The sequence below is a fragment of the Arthrobacter sp. DualSoilB13 genome (genome assembly GCF_055389195.1).
Genome location: NZ_AP035865.1, coordinates 802,010 through 823,244 on the forward strand (window position 1 = coordinate 802,010; position 21,235 = coordinate 823,244).

Here is a 21,235-nt window from a genome sequence, read left to right on the forward strand (position 1 = left end):
AGTAAGTCATTCTGCGGTGGGCACTAAGCTCGCCTCAATATTAACACCGCACCGCCTTCTCATAGGGTGGCGCATTGGCAAGGAGAGCGCCATGACAACTTCCGGTGTAGTTCCGCAAGCGCGGTTCAGTGCACAGGCCCGGCTGCGTGCTTTGCAGTCGGACATTATGGAATTGATCCTTGAGCGTGAGCTCGAGGCAGGCGATCCATTGCCCACGGAGAGCGAGCTTTCCGGAGCACTCGGCGTAGGGCGTAATACCCTCCGCGAATCCCTCAAAGTTCTCCAGGCGCTTGGTGTCATTGAAATCCGTCATGGCTTCGGCATGTTCGTAGCACCGAGTAACTTCGATGCCTTGGCCGACGGGCTGACCTTCCGGGGGCGCCTTTCACTCCGCCATCAAGGCCTTGAAGCCCTGCAACTGGTGGACGTGCGCCAAGCCCTGGAATCCGGGCTGATTGGCTCATCCATGGATGTCATGACCAAAGAGCAGCTCGCCTCCATTGAAGAAGCCGTGAAGCAGATGGAAGAACTCGCTGCCGCCGGCGAGAATTTTGTTGCCGCGGACGCTGAGTTCCACCGCCGGCTCTTCGAACCCCTGAACAACGAACTCCTGATCAACCTGATGGGCGTCTTTTGGAAGGTGTACCGGAAGATCCACGTGGAGATCGGACCGGGCAATGAGGACCTGGCGAAAACTGCCGCCATGCACCGCAGCATCTACGCCGCGGTCGCAGCCGGGGACAAAGTCTCGGCGTCCGAACTGCTCAATCGCCACTTCGATGGCATCCGTCGCCGCATCAGTGAAGCGGTGGGCGACTAACGGACTTAACCGCAAGGGCCGCCGTCGTACTTCTTTGAAAAGTACGACGGCGGCCCTTGCTGTTTCTGCGTTCGGGTCACCGGCCGCTTACTGAGGTCAGCCGGGCATTAAAAAGACCCGCACCGGCGAACCGGTGCGGGTCTTCATCTGTGCGCCCAAAGGGATTCGAACCCCTGACCTTCTGTTCCGTAGACAGACGCTCTATCCAGCTGAGCTATGGGCGCATTTCGTGTGATTCTCGGCGGTCTGTTTCTCTGGCCCCCTCGAACCTCAATAAACTTTACAGAAGTTCATGTGAAGTTCCAAATCGAAAAGCTGTAATCTGCGCAACTAGACCGGTCTACGTGACCTTCGTCACTTAAAACGGGCTTCGTCGATCCCGAAACCTTGATTTCTAGCGGTTTTTACTCCGCGCCTCTGTGGATGTCCGATGTCTGACAGCGGATTGGTCTGGTCCGCGGCCCCTATCGTTTAGGACACACCACTGAACCCGAGGAAGGGAACCGCAATGGGCGATCTGGCGCGACTGCCGCTGCTTGAGAAGGCACCTACTACGCATGCACGCCTTCTGGCCTGGGTTGAGGAAGTTGCCGAGCTGACTCAGCCGGACCGCATCCACTGGGTTGATGGCAGCGAAGCAGAAAACAAGAAGCTCACCGACGAACTGGTCGAGGCCGGCACGCTGAAGCGTCTGAACCCGGAAACGTTCCCGAATTCCTTCGCGGCGTTCTCCGACCCCGCTGACGTTGCCCGTGTGGAAGAGCAAACCTTCATCTGCTCCGAGAACGAGCGCGATGCAGGCTTCACCAACAACTGGATGGCCCCGGCCGAAATGAAGCAGAAGCTGCGCGGACTGTTCGCCGGCTCCATGCGCGGCCGCACCATGTACGTCATTCCGTTCGTCATGGGCCACCTGGATGCCGAGGACCCAAAGTTTGGCGTCGAGATCACCGACTCCGCCTACGTTGTTGCCTCCATGCGCATCATGGCCCGAATCGGTACGGACGTCCTGGATCGCATCACGCAGACCGACGCTTTCTTCGTACCTGCCCTCCACTCACTGGGCGCCCCGCTGGAAGCCGGCCAGGAAGACGTTGCATGGCCGTGCAACACCGACAAGTGGATTGTGCACTTCCCGGAAGAGCGCTCCATCTGGTCCTTCGGATCGGGCTACGGCGGAAACGCCCTGCTGGGTAAGAAGTGCTACGCGCTGCGCATCGCCTCGGTGATGGCCCGCGACGAAGGCTGGCTGGCCGAGCACATGCTCATCCTCAAGCTGACCTCCCCGGAGCAGAAGACCTACTACATCTCCGCTGCCTTCCCGTCCGCTTGTGGCAAGACCAACCTTGCGTTGCTCGACCCCACCATCAAGGGCTGGAAGGTTGAGACCCTGGGTGACGACATCACCTGGATGCGCTTCGGCAAGGAAGGTGAGCTCCGCGCCGTCAACCCCGAGGCCGGCCTGTTCGGCGTCGCTCCCGGCACTGGCTGGGGCACCAACCCCAACGCCATGCGTGCCATCGCCAAGGGCAACAGCATCTTCACCAACGTGGCCCTGACTGACGACGGTGGCGTCTGGTGGGAAGGTATGACCGAGGAAACTCCGGCACACCTGACCGACTGGCGCGGTGAGTCCTGGACTCCGGACTCGGACAAGCCTGCCGCCCACCCGAACTCCCGATTCTGCACGCCGATTGACCAGATCGACATGCTGGCCGAAGAGTACTTCAGCCCCGAAGGCGTGGAGCTGTCCGCGATCCTGTTCGGCGGCCGCCGCAAGACCACCATTCCGCTGGTCACCGAGGCCCGCAACTGGTCCAACGGCATTTTCATGGGATCCACCCTGTCCTCCGAAACCACGGCTGCTGCCGCGGGTGCCGTTGGTGTGGTCCGCCGCGACCCCATGGCCATGCTGCCGTTCATCGGCTACGACGCAGGTGACTACCTGAACCACTGGGTGAACCTGTCTGCCAAGGCTAACCCGGAGCGGCTGCCCAAGATCTTCCTGGTCAACTGGTTCCGTCGCACGGCTGAAGGCGGCTTCGCCTGGCCTGGCTTCGGAGACAACGCCCGTGTGCTCAAGTGGGCCATCGAGCGCCTCGAAGGTAAGGCCGACGCCGTGGAGACCCCCATCGGCTTCGTGCCGACCGGCGAATCCATCGATCTTGAGGGCCTGGACATGACCCCGGCTGAGGTCGAGTCTGCCGTTCGCGTCGACCCCGAAGAGTGGGCAACCGAACTGGCGTCCATCGAGGAATGGTTCGCTAACTTCGGCGAATCCCTCCCGGCGGCGCTCCAGTCCGAGCTGGACGGTCTCAAGACCCGTCTGGGCTAGACCTCTTAGGAACAACGGCGTTCTTAAGTGAACGACGACGGCCCGTCACCTTTCGTATGAAAGGTGGCGGGCCGCCGTCGTGCTGTCAGCCAAAGTCGTGCTGTCAGCTAAAGCCGTGCTGGGGCTTAGGCCGTGTGGCTTAGCTGGCGAGCCAAACGTCCGGACCAAACACTTCGTAATGAATGCGTGTGGCCGGAATCCCGGCGTCGATCGCTTCGTCGCGGATCTTCTTCATGAAGGGGAGCGGTCCGCAAAGATAAAGCGAAGCATCGGCGGGCATGTCCACTTCGCGCAGTGACATGAAACCCTGGGCGGCCGAGGCGTGCGGTGTTTCGAGCCAGAGCTTCAGATCAGCGTTGATGGTGGCGGCGTCAGCCTTCATCTGGCCGCTGAGTGCCCAGTTCTCCATAGTTTTCTCAGCATGAAGGACCAGGACCTGCCGGTCGGTGCCTGTTTGCGCGAGAGCCCGCAGGATTGACGCCGTGGGGGTGCAGCCAATGCCCGCCGATGCCAGAATGACCGGGCTATCTCCTTCTTTAAGGGTGATTTCGCCGTATGGGTTGGAGATCTCAAGGACGTCGCCAGGTTCGACGCCGGTGTGCAGGGCGGTGGATACCTCACCGCCGTCGTTCAGCTTAGTGGTGAAGACCCTGCGGGTGCCCGTGTCACCGGACAGTGAATATTGGCGCACTTGGCGGAGGCCGTCGGGAAGCTGGACCTTGACGCTGACGTACTGACCAGGTTTTGCCGCCGTCACCGGAGTTTGGTCGGCCGGTTCCAGGGTGAATGTCATGGCATCCGTGCCCGCAGGCTCTTTGCTCGTCACGCGCCAGGGCATCCACATTTTGTCATTGGCCTGAGCGGCGTAGAGATCCTTTTCAAGCTTGATCAGGGCATCTGCCATGAGCCAGTAGACCTCTGTCCATGCTTCCGCAATTTCCGGAGTGATGACCTCGGACAAGTCCGCGGCGATGGCTGCGAAGAGGTGCTCGTAGACCACTCCGTACTGATCCTCCGTGATCCCCAAGGATGCGTGCTTGTGGGCAATCCGGGAAAGTACCTTTTCGGGGAGTGTGTCCGGGTTATTGATGAGGTGGGTCGCGAAGGCCGCGATGCTTCCGGCGAGTGCCCGCTGCTGATCTCCTGAGCGCTGGTTGGATCGGCTGAAGAGTCCATCGAGCAATTCGGGGTGTGCTGCAAAGAGCCGATTGTAGAAATCGACGGTGATCGTGCCAATCCGTGAGCCGACCAAGGGCAAAGTAGCTTCGATGATGGGGCGGGACTTTTCCGAGAGCATGGTTCTCCTGGTGTAGGGGCCGGTAACCCGAGGGTATATAAGTATTTGTAATGCGTATATTTATATCTCAAGTTCTACACTGCGTAGAAGAGTTGTGCAAACTGGATTCTTTCCGCTCGGGCAGGCCGAAGCGGGACCTACGGGAAAGGGGCTTACTAGCCCCGTTACCAGCTACGGTTGCGTCGCCGGTGTCCTGAACTCCGGGCGCAATCCGATGGACTGGAACACCGGGATCATCTGGCGAGCATGGGGGAGGGAAGCAATGACCACGGAATCCAGCTCCGTGTAGAACGCTTCCCTGGCCCGGTTCATCGCATGCCGCAGGCCGCACTCATTGATAAGCGGGCAATTCTTGGTGGGGGATTGGCACTCCGCCGGATCCTGCCGGCTGTCCAAATGCCGAAGGACTTCGCCGACTGTGGCCCTCCGCCCCGACTCATTGAGCCGGGAGCCGCCCAACCGGCCCCGTTCAACGTCGATATAACCCAGTGCACGCAAGCGAACCATAGCCTTGCTGACATGGTTGTACGGCGTTCCCACGGCATCGGCCACCGCTTGGGTGGTCAGCAGTGTGCCCTCAGGGGCCGCGGCCAACACCATGATGGCGCGAAGGCTGACATCTGCGAAGGCGTTTATTTTCATGGGATCAGCTCACGGGTAAGGTCTAGTCCACCCAAATGGATGGTTCGTGGGTATCTGGCTCCATGGCGCTAAAAGCAAAACCGTCCACTGTGGGAACGTACGGAATTATTGCCGCACGGACTTCCCCGTCCCTGTGCTCGGCTGCACCATGAATGCCATCAGATCCATGATCCGGCAGGTTGACGTCACTCACAACAGCCACGGCCTTGAATTCGTCACGGCCCTGGCGCAGCAATCCCTGGATGTCGGCCAACATCTGACCGGCATCCACGTCGCCGTTTTCGTCCGGCTCGCCGGGGGCGATCATCACTAGCCGTAGCTCGTCGTCATTCGACAGCGTGACGCCGAACGGAAAGAAACCACCGTTCTGCTGGATGTGCTCCTGTGCTGTGCCTAATGCTGTGCCCAGCGTCTCGCGGAGTTCGCGGTCCTGGACCGACTCGTCGTCGCCGGCTGCGCTGGTGGGCTGTTCGCTCATGCTGGTGCCTAGGCCCGGACCAGAGCCAGGACGCGGTCGCGGATCTTTTCCATGGTTGCCTGATCCTTGGCTTCTGCATTCAGGCGCAGGAAGGGCTCCGTGTTGGACGGGCGGAGGTTGAACCACCAGCTGCCGTCCTTGGCTGTGAACGTGCTGCCGTCCATGTGGTCGATGTCGATGTCTTCGGTTTGGAAGTCGATGCGAACACGTTCGACTGCGCCGGCCTTGTCCTCGATCTCGGAGTTGATCTCACCGGAAGAGACGTAGGGCTCGTATTGGCGGCCGAGCTCCGAGAGCGGACCGTCTTGCTCACCCAAGGCGGCGAGGACGTGCATGGCGGCAAGCATGCCGGTGTCAGCGTTCCAGAAATCCCGGAAGTAGAAGTGTGCGGAGTGCTCCCCGCCGAACACGGCGCCTTCCTCGGCCATGACAGCCTTGATGAAGGAGTGTCCAACGCGGGTCCGCACGGCACGGCCTCCATCCTTGGCCACGAGCTCGGGCACGGCTTTGGAGGTGAGGAGGTTGTGGATGATCACCGGAGTCTCCTCACCCGCAGCCTGTGCGCGGGCGATCTCACGGCGTGCCACCATGCCGGTGATCGCAGACGGAGAAACGGGCTCGCCCTTCTCGTCAATGACAAAGCAGCGGTCCGCGTCGCCGTCGAACGCGAGGCCGATATCCGCGCCGTGCTTGACGACAGCGGCCTGCAGGTCGCGCAGGTTTTCCGGCTCCAAGGGGTTGGCCGGGTGGTTCGGGAACGAGCCATCGAGTTCAAAGTACAGGGGAACGATTTCGAAGGGCAGCGCCGGGAGGAGTTTGTCGCCGAGTACTGCCGGGGTGGTAAGGCCGGCCATGCCGTTGCCAGCATCCACCACGATCTTCAAGGGACGGGATCCGGAAAGGTCAACGAGCTTCCGCAGGTACTCGGAGTAGTCCTTCAGGACGTCGTGGACGCCGATCTCGCCGCGGGTGGCTGCCGCGGGGATAATGCCGGTATTCAGGTACTGCTCAGCAAGGGTCTGAATTTCCTTGAGCCCGCTCTCTGAAGAGATGGGCTGGGCACCGGCCTTGGACATCTTGATCCCGTTGTACGCGGCGGGGTTGTGACTGGCGGTAAACGTTGCGCCGGCAGCGTTCAAGGCCCCGCAAGCGTAGTAGAGCTCGTCGGTTGAGATGAGGTCCAGCAACTGAACGTTCGCGCCACGCGTGGCGGCACCATTGGCAAAGGCTTGGCTGAACTCAGGGGAGGAGGGGCGCATGTCGCCGCCAACCAGTACCGTTTCACCTTCCAAGCCCAGGACGTCGATGAAGGCAGCGCCGACGGCCTCGACGATTTCAGCCGTGATGGTTTCCCCCACGATGCCCCGGACGTCGTACGCCTTGAAGGAAGCCGAGAGGTCGAATGTCTTGTTCTGCTCGCTAGTCACGGGCTCAATCCTACTGTGGCAACGCAGTTCGGGTTGAACCTGCACACGGGACCTGTGGATAGTGTTTGTCCACATAGCAGGGCAACCGGGTTCTGGCTGTCAGGGTCGGCTGGAATACTTGGTTGATGGCCAACAACTCTCCAATCGCTGCCGTTTCCGTGCAATCCCCTACTCATCAGCAGGCGCTGGCGTGCCTTCGTGAGCTGGTGGGCCACCCCGAAGCGCAGTTCCATGACGGACAGTATGAAGCCATCGAGGCCTTGGTGGACGCGGGCCGCCGGGCTTTGGTGGTTCAGCGCACCGGTTGGGGTAAGTCAGCCGTTTACTTCGTGGCGTCATTGCTGCTGCGTCGGCGCGGTGCAGGACCAACGCTCATTGTCTCGCCCTTGCTTGCCCTGATGCGCGACCAAGTGGCCGCTGCAGCCCGGGCCGGGGTGCGGGCCGTCGCCATCAACTCCGCGAACGCCCTGGAATGGGATACGGTGCTGGCCCAGCTGGCCGCGGACGAGGTAGATGTCCTACTTGTCTCCCCGGAACGGCTCACCAACCCTTCCTTCAGGGAGAACCAGCTACCGGAGCTCATCCGTCGGACCGGCCTCCTGGTGATTGACGAGGCTCACTGCATTTCGGACTGGGGACACGACTTCCGCCCTGATTACCGGCGCATTGCAGACCTCATTGCCCAATTGCCGGACTCTGTTCCAGTCCTGGCCACCACGGCCACCGCCAATTCCAGGGTGGTTCATGACATCGAGGAACAGTTGGGTGCGGGGGTGCTTACCATCCGTGGCGCGCTGGGCCGCGAATCACTGCGACTCGGTGTCCTGACGCTGCCCGACTCCCGGGACCGTCTCGGATGGCTCCTGACACATCTTGCCGACATGCCCGGAAGCGGCATTATCTACACGCTCACTGTCTCGGCAGCAGAGGACACTGCGCGGCTCCTTGCGGAGGCCGGACACAACGTCCTGTCCTACACGGGACGAACGGACCCCTCAGACCGGGAGCGCGCCGAGCAACTGCTCAAGGACAACCAAGTGAAAGCCCTCGTGGCCACTTCAGCACTGGGCATGGGCTTCGACAAACCTGATCTGGGTTTCGTGATCCACCTGGGTGCTCCGTCTTCTCCGGTTGCCTATTACCAACAGGTGGGCCGCGCAGGCCGTGGCGCAGCCAACGCGGATGTCCTGCTACTGCCGGGGTCCGAAGACCGCGAAATCTGGCAGTATTTCGCTACAGCGTCCATGCCGTCGGCCGAGAAAGCCGGCGCCGTGCTGAGCGTACTGGGGGAGGCCGGGTCCGCCCTTTCCACGGTCGCTCTGGAAGCCCGTGTAGACCTCCGCCGAACACCATTGGAGTTGCTCCTCAAAGTCCTGGCGGTTGATGGCGCCGTGGAACGTGTTGGGGGTGGTTGGCGATCCACCGGCATGCCGTGGAACTACGACGCCGAGCGCTATGCGCGTATCGCCGAGGCCCGGGTGGACGAGCAGGATTCCATGGTGATCTACCAGGACACAGCCGGCTGCCGCATGGAGTTCATCACCTCCGTCCTGGATGACGAAACAGCTGCCGCTTGCGGCCGCTGCGACAACTGCGCCGGGCGTTGGTTCCCCGTGGATGTGGCGGCTTCGGCGGCCGATGCAGCGGGTCAAACTCTTCGGCGCGCGGGCATAGCCGTTGAGCCTCGCCTTCAATGGCCCAGCGGAATGGACCGGCTGGGCGTGGCGGTCAAAGGAAAGATCAAGCCGGATGAGAGCGTCTCCGAGGGGCGGATCCTTGCCAGGCTTACCGACCTTGGTTGGGGCGGTGCGTTGAGGGAGTTGTTCGCCGCTGGGGCTCCGGACCGCGCCGTGGATCCTGCCATGCTGCAGGCCTGCGTCCACGTCCTGCGTGAGTGGTCGGGCGCCGAAGGCGGAACTCCGTGGAGCGGCGTCGGGCGGCCCGCGGCAGTGGTCAGCATCCCGTCCAGGAGCAAGCCCCTGCTGGTTGAGTCCTTGGCACAGGGAATTGCCGGGATAGGACGGATGCCTTACCTGGGCCAGTTGCAACCGCACCACGGAGGCCCAACCGGTGCGCGTGGCGGCAACAGCGCCTACAGGTTGGCCGGTGTGTGGGACCGCCTCGTTGTGGGTCCCGAACTCGCCCAGGCGTTGGCTGGTACGGGAGGGCAGCCCGTGTTGCTGGTAGACGACATCGTTGACAGCCGCTGGACCATGACCGTATCCGCCCGTGCCTTGCGGCAAGCCGGCGTGAGCGCCGTGCTCCCGCTGGCGCTGGCTCAGGCGGGCTAGTACAGCTAGGGCTCGCCCCACCTGTAGAACTACGTCATGTTGTGATCGCTCCCACTCTGCGTCTATAGGATCGAGCAAACACGCCTGCTTCCCCGTCGCAGGTCACCAGCCAGATCTTGGACCGGAGCCATGAGCACAAAACCCAACACCGACGTCGGAGCGGCAAACGAAACCAGCTGGCGGCCGCGCCTGGCCCTGTTGGTTGCGGCAACGTTCTTCATGGAGTTCCTCGACGGCACTATCCTTACCACTGCTATCCCCAGCATCGCCTCGGACTTCAGGGTGGCGCCAGCGGACATCAACATCACCATGACCGCGTATTTAGTGACCGTGGCTATGGGCATCCCTTTGAGCAGTTGGCTTGCCGAGCGGTTCGGCGCCCGCAGGATCTTCTGTCTGGCGATATCAGTATTCACCGTTGCCTCCTTGCTCTGCGCCATCAGCTCGGACTTGACCATGCTGACTCTTAGCCGCGTTGCCCAGGGCATGGGCGGAGCCATGATGGTTCCCGTGGGAACTCTGGTGGTCCTGAGGGGCACCCCCAAATCGGAGCTCCTCCGCGCCACCGCGTATCTGGTTTGGCCTGGCCTGCTGGCTCCGGTCCTGGCACCGATGGTGGGCGGCGCGTTGACCACGTTCCTGTCATGGCACTGGATCTTCATCATCAATGTGCCTTTGGGCCTTGCCGCCTTCCTTGCAGCACTCAGGTTGGTGCCGCGAACAACGTTTGACGCCAAGCGCCGCCTCGACTGGTTCGGGCTTCTCCTCACCACACTTGGCGTGGGCGCCCTGGTGGTGGGGCTGGAGACCTTGGGAGGGCACGCGTCCAATGTGCTTGCTGTGGTGGTGGTCGCCGCTGGGGTGTTGTCCTTGGCGGGGGCAGTCTGGTGGATGAGGAAAGCCAGCGTTCCCCTGTTCAACCTCAGCGTCTTTGGCACCAGGACTTTCAGGGCTACCTCCACGGGTGGGTTTATCTACCGGCTGACCATCAGTTCGGTCCCGTTCTTGTTGCCCCTGATGTTCCAGGACGGATTTGTCTGGGACCCGCTGAAGGCAGGGGTGATGGTGGCGGCGGTTTTCGTGGGCAACATCGGGATCAAACCGGCCACCACGCCTCTGATCAGGCGCTTCGGGTTCAAACCAGTACTCGTTTTCGCATCCTTCGCCTCCGCGGTGACCTTCGCGTTGTGCGCCTTCCTGGATGCCCAAACACCCGAGCCGTTGATATTCACGCTGCTGCTGTTCAGCGGTGCGTTCCGTTCCATCGGCTTCTCCGCCTACGCTTCGGTGCAGTACGCGGACATCGTCCCCGGTCAGTTGCCCTCAGCCAATGCCATCTCCGCAACGCTCGTTCAGTTGGCGGCGGCAGCAGGCATCGCGGTGGGTGCCCTGTTCCTGCGCCTTTTCGAGACCACGCAGGTGTTCGGGGCCGATCACGTGGCGGCCTACAAGGGGGCGTTCATTGCCATGGCGGTCCTGATGCTGATCAGCACAGTGGACAGCCTGACCCTCCATCGTCACGCCGGGGCCGAGGTCAGCGGCGGAGCAAAGCGCGGCTGAGCAGCGGCTTCAGCGGCTTCAGGGGGAAGGCCTTAAACGCAAAAGGTCCCGGTTCGAAAACCGGGACCAATTCGCGGAGACGGGGGGATTTGAACCCCCGGTGGAGTTGTGCCCCACACTTCATTAGCAGTGAAGCCCATTCGGCCGCTCTGGCACGTCTCCCTTTGCTATTGCTAGCCCACCAAGGATACGCAGAACGAGCCGTTCAGCGCAAAACGTCCCGGCCAAGCCGTCCATTTCGATGGTTCCCTGCCAGACATGCCGTGCGCGCGGCACTCTCAGCAGGGAACCATCGAGGCGGGGGCCGGGGCCGAGGCCGGCGCAGGGGGCCCTGGGTGTCAGTGGCTCCCAGCCAGCGAACGCCACAGGAAGTGGTTGCTCCGGGCCTGAAGCGCTGCAGCCTGCCTGTTGTCGGAGGCTCCCGCGTGGCCGCCTTCCAACGCTTCATGGAACCAGACGTTCGGGATGCCCATGGCCTGCATGCGCGCTGCCATTTTGCGGGCTTGGACAGGACCCACCCGGTCATCCGAGGTGGCAGTCCAGATGAAGGTTTCCGGGTATTCCACGCCGTCGTGAAGCAAGTGGTACGGCGAGAAGGTGCGGATGAACTCCCATTGCGCCGGGACATCCGGGTCGCCATATTCGGCAATCCAGGAGTAACCGGCGGAGAGCTTGGTGTAGCGGCGCATGTCCAGGAGCGGCACTCCGCAGGACACGGCGCCGAACAATTCGGGGTACTGGGTCAGCATGTTTCCCACCAGGAGCCCGCCGTTGGAACCACCGACGCAACCGAGCCGGCGCCGGCTGGTAACGCCACGAGAGATGAGGTCCTTCGCTACGGCGGCGAAGTCCTCGTAGGCACGGTGTCGGTTTTCCTTAAGGGCCGCGCGGTGCCAGGAGGGACCGTATTCGCCGCCTCCGCGGATGTTGGCAACCACGTAAACGCCGCCACGCGAGTGGGCGGCAGCTCCGTCGTCGGACGCTGCGCCCGAGGTCCGGCGCTCAAGCCAGGCCCGGCCTACCGTTCCGCTGTACGCGGGGGTCCGGGAAACTTCGAAGCCTCCATAGCCGGAGAGCTGCGTGGGGTTCTGGCCGTCCAACACCAGATCTGTCGAAGCAACCTGGAAGTACGGCACGCGGGTGCCGTCCGCAGACTCCGCGAAGTGTTGCTGGACTTCGTAGTCGGCTTCGGTAAAGAACGACGGCGACCGCTTCACTTCGGCGTGGCGGCTACCCACCCCGGAGCCCCCGGAAGAGGCTGCAACAAGAGTTCCTCGAGTCAACGTCGTCGGCGTGGTGAAGCCCGTGGCCACCAGCCAGAAGTCGTTGCCTTCAGCGCCGGTGTCTTCGTCGTCCACGGCGTAGGCATTGACGTCGTGCAGGGGAGGGCAGGCGTCCAGGACAGTGGATGCCCACACCCCATCGGAGTCAACAACAGACGGGTCAAGCACGCGGATCTCGGAGGAGACATCGCGCAGGAGGTTCAGCAGGAGGTAGTCCTTGGTCCAGCTCCAGGACTGCAGAGACGTGTGGGCATCCGGCGTGAACAGGACCAGCAGAGAACGGGTCCCTGCCAGATAGGAGTCGAAGTCGGCGGCCAGCAAGGAACCGGCAGGGTAGACAACGCCGGCAACCTCCCAGTCTTTTTGCGGGCGGAACAGCAGCCAGTCCCGGTGGGCGCTGATGTTCACGTCGGTGGGAACGTCGATTGCCACCCACGTGTCGTCGCGCCGCAGGGATGTGGTGCGGTTGTAGAAGTCGATGTAGTCCACGGCGAAAGTCCGCTCGTAACCCGGGGTGGAGTCGTGGGCCACCATGGCCAGCATGTGGTCCTCGGGGATTTCGAAGAGGCGCTCAGCGTCGGCCAGGGACTGGCCGCGGCGGAGCTTAACACCGGTACGCGCATAGGACGACGATGTGGCGGGCAGGCCTTCGGCCGTGCTGGAGACCAGCAAAGTGTCGGCGTCCAGCCAGCTGACGTTGCCTTTGGCTGTGGGCAGGTCAAAGCCACCCTCCACGAAGGTGCGGGATTCGACGTCGAACTCGCGGTGGCGGTCCGCGTCGCCGCCGTCGGGGGAGAGCGAAACCATGGCCAGGCGGTACTCGGAGCCGTCGTCCGGACGGAGGAAACCGGCCCCATGGAACACCCACTCGACGCCTTCAGCGGCGGCGAGGGCGTCGACGTCCAGCAGAACGTCCCACTCGGGTTCCTCGGTGAGGTAGCTTTCCCAGGTGGTGCGGCGCCAGAGGCCCTTGGGGTGTTCCTGGTCTTTCCAGAAGTTGTAGTAGAAATCGCCGCGTTTGGAGACCATTGCGATGCGATCGGTGGAGTCGAGGACCTCCAGGATGCCGGCCTCAACGGCCTCGTATTCGGCGTCCTCCAGCAATTCCTCGGTGCGGGCATTCTGCTCGCGGACCCACGCCAGTTGCTCTTCGCCGTGGATGTCCTCAAGCCAGACGTTTTCGTCCGTTGGCTCAGGTGCAACGTCCGCTGCATGCCGCGGGCTGCGGGCCTGCGCGGTCTCGTTGTTGGGAAGTGGCGATTGATCAGCTTCTGTGGTGGTCATCGCCCCATCCAAGCAACACTCTTCGACGGTAAGCAAGTCACGCAGAAGTTAGGCTTGAGCGTGGCTAAATCGCAGACCAAACGTGTTGCCCTGATTGGGGCCGGCCCTCGGGGCACCAGTGTCCTTGAGAGGTTGCTCGCGAATTGGGCTGCGGACACACAGCCAGGGGCCACCCTTCGTATCGAAGTTGTGGACCCTTACCCGGCCGGTTCGGGTCACGTGTGGCAGCCGGAGCAGTCCCGGCTGTACCTGATGAACACGCAGTCTTTCTATCCCACGCTCATCCCCGAGGACTCTGAGCTCGCACCGCCGCTCGCGGGTGGTTCGTTTGATCAGTGGCGGGAGGCCCGTCGTCGTGATGGCATGGGACTGAACGACGCCGAGAAGGCGGAGCTGGCCACTCTCGAATCGCACGACTTCCCCAGCCGGGCACTGTACGGACGGTACCTTCGCCAAACGTTGGCGGGCTTGCTGGAACGGCTGCCCGACGGCGTCGAGGTCACCTTCCATCAGACACTTGCCCTTGCGGCGCGCCCGGTGGCGGACGGATTCGACGTCGAACTCGCCAACGGCGGCACACTCACCGTCGGTTCCGTGGTCCTCGCGCTGGGCCACATCGAGTCCCGGCTAAGTCCTGAGCAGCGCTCTTTCAAGAGTGCCGCGGACGAGCAGGGCCTGCTGTACTTCCCGCCTGCTCCACCGGCTGACGTTGATTGGCAGGCTGTGCCGGACAATGAACCTGTGCTGGTCCGGGGCATGGGCTTGAACTTCTTTGACGTCATGGGTCAATTGACGGAGGGTCGTGGCGGCAAGTTCGTTGAGGCCAGCTCACCCGGCGCCGGTGTGCTCGAATACCGGCCCTCGGGCCGGGAGCCAAGGATCATTGCTGCATCCCGCAGGGGCACCCCGTACCGGGCCAAGGCGGGCTTGGCGGGCTACTACCCCAGCAGCATCACCATGCGCTACCTGACAGAAGACGCCGTGGACCGGTTCCGTGCGGCCGGCATCCAGCCCGGGTTTGATCATGACCTCTGGCCGTTGCTTCACCGCGATGCGCTGTGGGCCTACTACTCAACGCTTGCCCGGTCCCAGCCCGCCGCGATCAAGGATCCCGCGCAGTTCCTCGCCGATCTTGAGGATGCGCTCCAACCGCATGCGCACACCACTTCGAACTGGGAAATTGAGGTGGGGAACCTCGTTGAAAAACACGTTGCCGCGTCCCGCCGGCTGAATTTGAGAGGGCTCGCAGCGCCGCTCGCGGGCCGGACTTTCGCCTCCCGGAGCGAGCTGGACGCCGCTATCACGGCCTACCTTGATGATGATGCCCGCCGCTCGGCGCTGGGCGAGGCGGACCCCGTCAAGATGGCCATCGGGGCTCTTCACACCGGCCGGGCCATCCTCAAATCCGTGGTGGCGGATGGCGGGATCACCGATGAATCCTGGCTGGCGGGTTTGCGGGGCTGGTTCGAGTCATTCGTTGAAGGTCTGGCCAGCGGAGCGCCTGCGCTGCGTTCGGAGCAGTTGGCCGCTTTGGCGCGTGCCGGCGTCGTAAGTTTTGTGGGCCCGGACCCGAAGTTCAGTGTGGACCGCGGGGCCAGGGTGTTCCGGGCGGTGTCTCCTTGGGTTCATGACTCCCCGGTGGAAGCGCGGACTCTTGTGGAGGCGATGTCGCCGGCCAACAGGGTGGGCGTCAACCTCTCGCCGCTGCTGGAGCAGCTTATGGCAGATGGTTTGGTGCGCACCAAGATCATGATGAGTGTTGAGGGAACGCCCATGCAGACCACTGGGCTTGATGTGGAACCGCACCCCTACAGGCCCTTGGCAGCCAACGGATCCGTCACGGAGGACTTGTATGTCCTGGGCCTCCAACTGTCAGCTTCACAGTGGGGTACGGCCATTGCCGCGGAAGCGAGGCCGCGCACCGGCCCGGCCTACGCGAGCGGACAACGGACCCTTCGCGATGCGGACGAGATTGCCCGGAGCATTCTGGGCCGCTAACGATCCGGGGCGCCCCAACGTTCAAACAGCAGCAGGGCCTCTCACCAACAACGCGGTGAGAGGCCCTGCTTTTCATGGTCACGCTAAGGAGCGGATCAGCCCCTCAGGCACCGTTGATACTCCAGCCATGCAAACGCGTACCTGAGCCATCCCGCAATGTCGTACCACTTTGACGGCTTGGTAGGCGCGGTGCACTGCGGCGGATTCGGGCCGCTCTCTGCCACCTGTACCAGCGCCTTCACTACGGTTCCGCTTTCGACGGCGGTGAGCACTAAGGTTCCGGTGCCTGCAGCTGCCGCTGCGGGAACCTTGAGGTCCACAGTGGCGCTTCCCGCGGTCACGGGGACCGAGCCGAGCGCTATCGCTGCACCCTTGGAATCTACGAACACAGCGTTCAGCGTTGCGTTGGCCGGGCTGCCGATGGAGGTGAGGTTCAGCTTGGAGACCGCCAGAGCCATGGAGTCTCCGGCCTTCACCTCAGGCGCCGTGGAGTTGGCCACCGCAACAGAGCGGCGTGCGAAGTCCGGGGACACGGGCTTGTGTGCCTGCAGGTACTTGATCCACGCATCGCGGTCCACCAGGCCAGTGTCCTTGGTGTTGCTGCCTTCCTTGAAAATCCGGAAGTTGTCACCTCCGGTAGCCAGGAAGCTGAAGGTCCCGATCCTGTACTGCTTGGCAGGATCAATCACGGCTCCGTTCACCCAGATGCCGGTGATACGGTCCCCGGCGGGGCGAGCGGCGTCGTAGGTGTAGTTAACGTTCTTGGACACACCCAGCTGCTGGTAGGGACGGCTGGGGATGGTGCCGTCGGCGTTGGTCTGCCACTGCTGCTCCAGGAGCGTCTTGAACTGCGCGCCGGTTAGGGACGTGGTCCAAAGGTTGTTCACGAACGGCAGGACGGCGTTGGCTTCGGCGTAGGTGATGGTGCCATCGGGCGCGTAGTACAGCTCATTACGCAGGCCGCCGGGGTTTACGACGCCGATCTCCGCCGCACCCAGTTCAGGCGCCTTGAGCGTGTCCACCAGTGAGTCCGCTACCAGGTTGCCCAGCGTGGACTCACTCGCGCGATCGTCCCGCTTAGGGGCGCCGCCCGCCGGATCCGGGGTGAAGGCGGTGGTGATATCAGCGGTTACTGCGCCAACGGGCTGGTTGCCAATGACGGCAGCCTCCGCGAGGGCCTTGTCCACGATGGTCTTCACAGCGGCCACCCGCGGGTAGGCAGCAACGAGGCTGTCCGCGGTATCGGTTGTCCGGTCTACGACTGCGGCCTTGTAAGCGGTCACTGTTTTGCTTGCCGTGTCCACTGTGAGGGTCACGGTTCCCACGTTTTCACCGTAGTTACCGGTCTGCACGATCGGGCGGGTCTTGCCGGTGGGCTGACCGCTGGCGTTCAGGATCGGAGCGTCCCAGGCATACTCCTTGTGGGTGTGTCCCGTGAAAATCGCGGCGACGTCAGGAGTGGTTTCGTTGACCAGTTTGGCGAACGGCCCGCCGGCTGCAACTTCCTGTTCCAACGTGGCACCTTCGGGCGTTCCGGAGGCCGCGCCGTCGTGGTTTTCCACGATGATGAGGTCTGCCAGGTTGTCGGCCTTGATCTTCGCGGCCACCCGGTTGATGGCTTCCACAGGATCGCCGAACTCCAGATCCGCAATTCCAGCCGGCGTCACCAGGGAAGGAACTTCCTGCGTCACAGTACCGATCACTGCCACCCGCATGCCGTTCATATCCAGCACCTTGTACTCCGGCAGGACCGGTGTGGTGGTGCCCTTCTGATAGACGTTCGCACCCAAGTAGGCGAACTTCGCGTTGGTACCTCCAGCGACGACGCGGTCACGCAGGTCCGCCCAACCGCCGTCGAACTCGTGGTTGCCCACAGCGGAAGCCTGCAATTCGAGCGCGTTCAAGACGTCGATGGTGGGCTGGTCCTTCGCTACTGCGGAAGCGAAGAGTGAAGCACCGATGTTGTCGCCGGCGGAAATGAAGGCCGTAGCGCCGGGAGCTGCTGCCGCCCGGAGCTTCTCGACTGTTCCGGCGAAGAGGACTGTGTTGGAGTCGATCCGGCCGTGGAAGTCGTTGATACCCAGGAACTGCAGGTCAACAGTTGCCGGTTCGTCGGCAGTCAGGTTCAGGCCCACCACCACGGGGTCGTGGTCGCTGGCCCGGAACTCGTCACCGGCATAGTAGTTGGTCACATTGTTGTTATACCTGCTGTACTCCAGCGCGACAGACTCTACGGAGTTGATGTTCCAGATGTCAGTTCCGGTGACCACTTTGTGGGCGGCCGGGGAGGCGAGGATATGGTCCAGGGAGCCGACCATGCCACCGAACAGGTAGGAGTGCTTGCCGGTGCCGGCTTCCAGGTCCGTGTAGCCGGCGCCCGTCAGGACGTTGATGGGATCTTCTTTGGAGTAGGCGTTGAAGTCACCAATGAGGAAGACCTTGTCTGTGCCTTTCGAGGCCTGAAGGTCCTTGGAGAAGGCCAGCAGGGATTCGGCCTGCTTGGTACGGGCGATGTTCGAGGCGCCCTGGCCCTTGTCAGTGTCATCCGGGGTCGCTGCCGAGCCCTTGGACTTGAAGTGGTTCACGATCGCGATGAACTTCTTGTCATCGTCTCCGCCAACTGGCTTGAAGACTTGTGCGAGGGGCTTGCGGGCACTTGCGAAAGCCACGGTGTCATTGTGGATGATGGACTCACCCACGGGCTCGGCCACGGCTTTCTTGTAGATGAACGCTGTACGGATCATGTCCTCGTCGCTCAGCGGGGGAGCGTTGGCGGGAGTGCGCACGTAGTCCCAAACACCGGGTGTCTTGACGTTGAGGGCATCCACCAGCTTGGACAAGGCGTCGTCGCGGTTCTTGCCGAACTGTGCCGAGTTCTCGATTTCCTCGAGGGATACGACGTCGGCGCCGGACTTGGTGATGGCTGTGACGATCTTGCTCTGCTGGCGCTCAAAGTTCTCCGCGTTGGCAGCACCGCGGGCGTTGCAGCCCTCTTTGACCGTGATCGGGTTGCCGTCGCGATCGGTGTAGAAGACACAGCCTGCCAGCTGGTCACCGGTGGTGGGGAAGTAGTTCAGCACGTTGAAGGAGGCCAGTTTGAGGTTGCCACCTACGTCAGCGGGGCCTGTTGGCCTGCTGGCGGTGAAGCTCGCAGGCTGGACGGAGTCAGCGTTGGCCGCTGTCAGGGCGGTCAGTGGCTGGAACTTCCAGGAGTTGTTGCCGTAGCCCAGAATGACGTCGGTCCGGAACTTTGCGGGTGAGCCGACACGGACAGGGTCGGACGTGGTCAGGTACGGAAGTTGCTGGGCCTTGGTGGAGGCGTCCTTCAAGAAATTGGTGGACGCGCCGTCGTCGAGCTTGATACCGCGCAGGGCGTTGTCCGCCACCACGGCCGCGTGCTCGGCGGAGCCGTAGGCTGCCACAGCAGTGGGCTGCACCAGAGGGGATGTGCCGGCTGCGAGGCCGATCTCACCGTACTGGTTCAGGGAATAGTTGTCCGTGACCGTGAAGTCACCCTGAGGAGCCAGGAGCATACCCTCCAGGCTTTCCCGCGCGGCCTCGTTGGCAGGCAACGTGAACGGCGTGGACTTGACCTCCGGTGCCGCCTCGGTGAGCTTCTTCAACCCCGCCGCCTCAACGGTCAGCTGGGTTTGACTGGCGAATTCGCTGACCACACCGGTGAGTTGCACGTAGTCGCCCGGCTGGACCGCTGCCGCCGTCGACGGCGAATAGACGAACAAAGCGTCCGACGCCGTCCTGGCCGCCCCCGCGTTGTCACCGCCGCTTCCGGCGGTTTGGACGTAGTAGCCGTTGAAACCGCCGGTTGCGTAGACGGCTGTGACCTTGCCGCTGGTTGTCACGGTGCTGCCCACAAACGGACTGGCCGGGCCGGTTCCCTGGATCTCGGCGATGGCCTTAAACCCGGGCTGGGGGTCTACGGGCGGTGTTTCGCCGCCGTTGGAGGCGGTGGGAGTGATGGTGGCGCTGAGGCTGAAGTCCGCCGCGTTGGAGTCGGTGTCCACACCATTGGTGCGATTAAGGCTCTTGACGTCCGAGTTGCCGGCGGGTGCGGAGGCAACGGCGGTCTCAAACGTGTTGGAGGTGCCGTAGCCCAGAAGGTCGGCGATGGCTGCATTGCCCGTCACTGATCCTGCTGGAAGTGAAGAGATTGCAGTGGCCTGTTTGGCCAGGACCAGGGTTCCCGTGGTTCCGCTGGGGTTAAGCGTGCCGGTTGCCTGAACATCGGCAGCGGGTAGATCCGGCGCCGTTGATGTGCCGCTATTGGTGGCACCCTTGACCAGGAAGTACCCCTTGGCGGGAATGCTGCCCGTCAATGGGGTGACACCCGTGGGTGCTGCCGTAGCCGTGGCAGACCTGTACTGCAGGGACCATCCGGCCAGGCTGACCGGCGCGTCCGAGGAGTTGTACAGCTCCACGAACTTGTTCTTGAAGGCCGCGCCGTTGCTCCCGCCGCTGAGGTAGGCCTCGTTGATCACCACCGGGGAGGTACCGGCGGCGGCAGGTTCGTCCGCTGCCATGGCTGGGACGGCCGTCAGCGGGGCCGCGAGCAACCCCATTGACAGGACCGTTCCCGCCAAGGATTTCCTATGCATAAATTTCATCCGCTTGAACTTTCATCAGTGAGCTCTGTGGAGCTCCATGAATGGCGCCCACTGTCTTGTGAAGTGGGCGAATGCCGGAAGTTACTCCCGGGTAAAGCTGCCTCGGACCTAGCTGAACACGAACGGATGAATGGAGGGTTGACCCGGGGTCAACAATGGGGGACCGAGCAACGGCCCGGTAGTTCCGCGACTAGCTGGTTTGCCCCAGGTCCTGAATGACCTTGAAGACGGCTCCCGTGGGGTCCGACAAGGTGGCCAGCCGGCCGAAAGGTGTGTCCTCCGCGGGCTGCATGACGGTGGCACCGAGAGCCGTGGCTTGCTCCACGCTGACATTGGTGTCTTCCACCGCGAAATACACGCTCCACATGGAGGGGACCTGTTCGGGCAGGAAACCGGAGGCGTCCATGATGCCTGCCTTGGCGTCGTCACCGGCCCCAAGCGTTACGTAACGGAAATCCGGGGTGTCGCTCATGACTGCCGTGTCCCAGCCGAAGACCTTCTGATAGAAGGTGACAGCGGACTCGTAGTCCTTGGCAAGAAGTTCGTGCCAGGCCGGAGCCCCGGCTTCTGCCGCGACCTCGTAGCCTTTCATCTCGCCGAACTGCCAGGCGCCGATGGCGGCGCCCGAGGCATCCCCATACATGGCCATGCTGCCCTGCTCAGGCACCTCCATGGGTTCCAGGAGCACCTGTCCGCCGTTGGCTGCCGCTGCCTCAGTGGTGGCTGCGATGTCATCGGTGCGCAGGTAAGTGGACCAAACGTCCGGCATGGCACCCATGTCCGCCTGCTTCTCCATGATGCCTGCCACCATCCCGCCGTCCTTGAAAGCGGTGATGTAGCCACCGTACTTTTCCTGGTCTCCGGTCTCATAGGTCCAGCCGAAAAGTGCCGTGTAGAAGGCCTTGGCCTTCTCAGTATCGGACGTCATGAGGTCGATCCAGCAAGGGGAACCGGGAGTGATGTCAGGCTTGGGCATAGATGAAGCTCCTGTTGTTACGCCGTGGCAAAAGCTGCGACTGATGTCTGCGATGTGAAGACAGGAAGAACACTATGCGGGGGCTCTGACAGTTTCAATGATCTTCCGGGTGTGGGATCTCAGATCGGCCACCCGGAGGCCGGATTCACGGGCTGCGCTAAGAGTCAGCGACGGCAACAGTGGCAGCTGCAGTCACCATTAGGCCGACCGCAGGTCCATACG

At 62.7% G+C, this 21,235-nt stretch carries 12 protein-coding genes and 2 tRNA genes; 5 read left to right on the forward strand and 9 right to left on the reverse strand.

Annotation, left to right across the window (positions count from 1 at the left end):
* Positions 1-91 precede the first annotated feature (91 nt).
* Positions 92-820, forward strand: a complete 729-nt coding sequence (locus ACZ5J0_RS03890; RefSeq protein ID WP_142936603.1) for a FadR/GntR family transcriptional regulator — start codon at positions 92-94, stop codon at positions 818-820.
* Positions 821-970: 150 nt separating this feature from the next.
* Here ACZ5J0_RS03890 and ACZ5J0_RS03895 read toward each other — a convergent pair.
* A tRNA-Arg gene (locus ACZ5J0_RS03895) sits at positions 971-1,044 on the reverse strand.
* Between the two features lie 284 nt (positions 1,045-1,328).
* Here ACZ5J0_RS03895 and ACZ5J0_RS03900 point away from each other — a divergent pair.
* Positions 1,329-3,155, forward strand: coding sequence for a phosphoenolpyruvate carboxykinase (GTP) (locus tag ACZ5J0_RS03900; protein ID WP_142936602.1), 1,827 nt, complete (start codon positions 1,329-1,331; stop codon positions 3,153-3,155).
* A gap of 139 nt (positions 3,156-3,294) precedes the next feature.
* On the opposite strand, the gene ACZ5J0_RS03905 is transcribed toward ACZ5J0_RS03900, so the two are convergent.
* The 4 genes from ACZ5J0_RS03905 to ACZ5J0_RS03920 all read right to left on the reverse strand — a co-directional run bounded on the left by ACZ5J0_RS03905 (position 3,295) and on the right by ACZ5J0_RS03920 (position 6,999).
* Positions 3,295-4,452: a globin domain-containing protein gene (locus ACZ5J0_RS03905; RefSeq protein WP_142936601.1), complete on the reverse strand. Its 1,158-nt coding sequence runs from the start codon at positions 4,450-4,452 to the stop codon at positions 3,295-3,297.
* Positions 4,453-4,623: 171 nt separating this feature from the next.
* Positions 4,624-5,094 carry an RrF2 family transcriptional regulator gene (locus ACZ5J0_RS03910; RefSeq protein WP_142936600.1) on the reverse strand — a complete coding sequence of 157 codons (471 nt, stop codon included), beginning with the start codon at positions 5,092-5,094 and terminating at the stop codon, positions 4,624-4,626.
* Positions 5,095-5,116: 22 nt separating this feature from the next.
* Complete coding sequence (locus ACZ5J0_RS03915) at positions 5,117-5,572, reverse strand: hypothetical protein (RefSeq protein WP_142936599.1); 456 nt, start codon at positions 5,570-5,572, stop codon at positions 5,117-5,119.
* A gap of 8 nt (positions 5,573-5,580) precedes the next feature.
* Positions 5,581-6,999, reverse strand: coding sequence for a phosphomannomutase/phosphoglucomutase (locus tag ACZ5J0_RS03920; RefSeq protein WP_142936598.1), 1,419 nt, complete (start codon positions 6,997-6,999; stop codon positions 5,581-5,583).
* Positions 7,000-7,124: 125 nt separating this feature from the next.
* Between ACZ5J0_RS03920 and ACZ5J0_RS03925 the strand changes: the two genes are divergently transcribed.
* Positions 7,125-9,290 carry a RecQ family ATP-dependent DNA helicase gene (locus ACZ5J0_RS03925; RefSeq protein WP_142936597.1) on the forward strand — a complete coding sequence of 722 codons (2,166 nt, stop codon included), beginning with the start codon at positions 7,125-7,127 and terminating at the stop codon, positions 9,288-9,290.
* Positions 9,291-9,419: 129 nt separating this feature from the next.
* The gene (locus ACZ5J0_RS03930; RefSeq protein WP_464094225.1) at positions 9,420-10,850 is read left to right on the forward strand and encodes an MFS transporter; all 1,431 of its coding nucleotides are present in this window, start codon (positions 9,420-9,422) and stop codon (positions 10,848-10,850) included.
* Between the two features lie 74 nt (positions 10,851-10,924).
* Here ACZ5J0_RS03930 and ACZ5J0_RS03935 read toward each other — a convergent pair.
* Both ACZ5J0_RS03935 and ACZ5J0_RS03940 read right to left on the reverse strand, forming a co-directional pair.
* Positions 10,925-11,012, reverse strand: a tRNA-Ser gene (locus ACZ5J0_RS03935).
* A 176-nt stretch (positions 11,013-11,188) separates the two neighbouring features.
* Positions 11,189-13,417 (reverse strand): prolyl oligopeptidase family serine peptidase, encoded by a 2,229-nt coding sequence (locus ACZ5J0_RS03940; RefSeq protein WP_464094226.1) that lies wholly within the window; start codon positions 13,415-13,417, stop codon positions 11,189-11,191.
* Positions 13,418-13,477: 60 nt separating this feature from the next.
* Here ACZ5J0_RS03940 and ACZ5J0_RS03945 point away from each other — a divergent pair, with 60 nt between their 5' ends.
* Positions 13,478-15,415, forward strand: coding sequence for an FAD/NAD(P)-binding protein (locus tag ACZ5J0_RS03945; RefSeq protein ID WP_464094227.1), 1,938 nt, complete (start codon positions 13,478-13,480; stop codon positions 15,413-15,415).
* 95 nt (positions 15,416-15,510) lie between these two features.
* On the opposite strand, the gene ACZ5J0_RS03950 is transcribed toward ACZ5J0_RS03945, so the two are convergent.
* A complete protein-coding gene (locus ACZ5J0_RS03950) occupies positions 15,511-20,028 on the reverse strand; it encodes an ExeM/NucH family extracellular endonuclease (protein ID WP_464094691.1) in 4,518 nt (1,505 codons plus the stop codon).
* A gap of 199 nt (positions 20,029-20,227) precedes the next feature.
* A complete protein-coding gene (locus tag ACZ5J0_RS03955) occupies positions 20,228-21,013 on the reverse strand; it encodes a VOC family protein (protein WP_223941892.1) in 786 nt (261 codons plus the stop codon).
* Between the last annotated feature and the right edge of the window lie 222 nt (positions 21,014-21,235).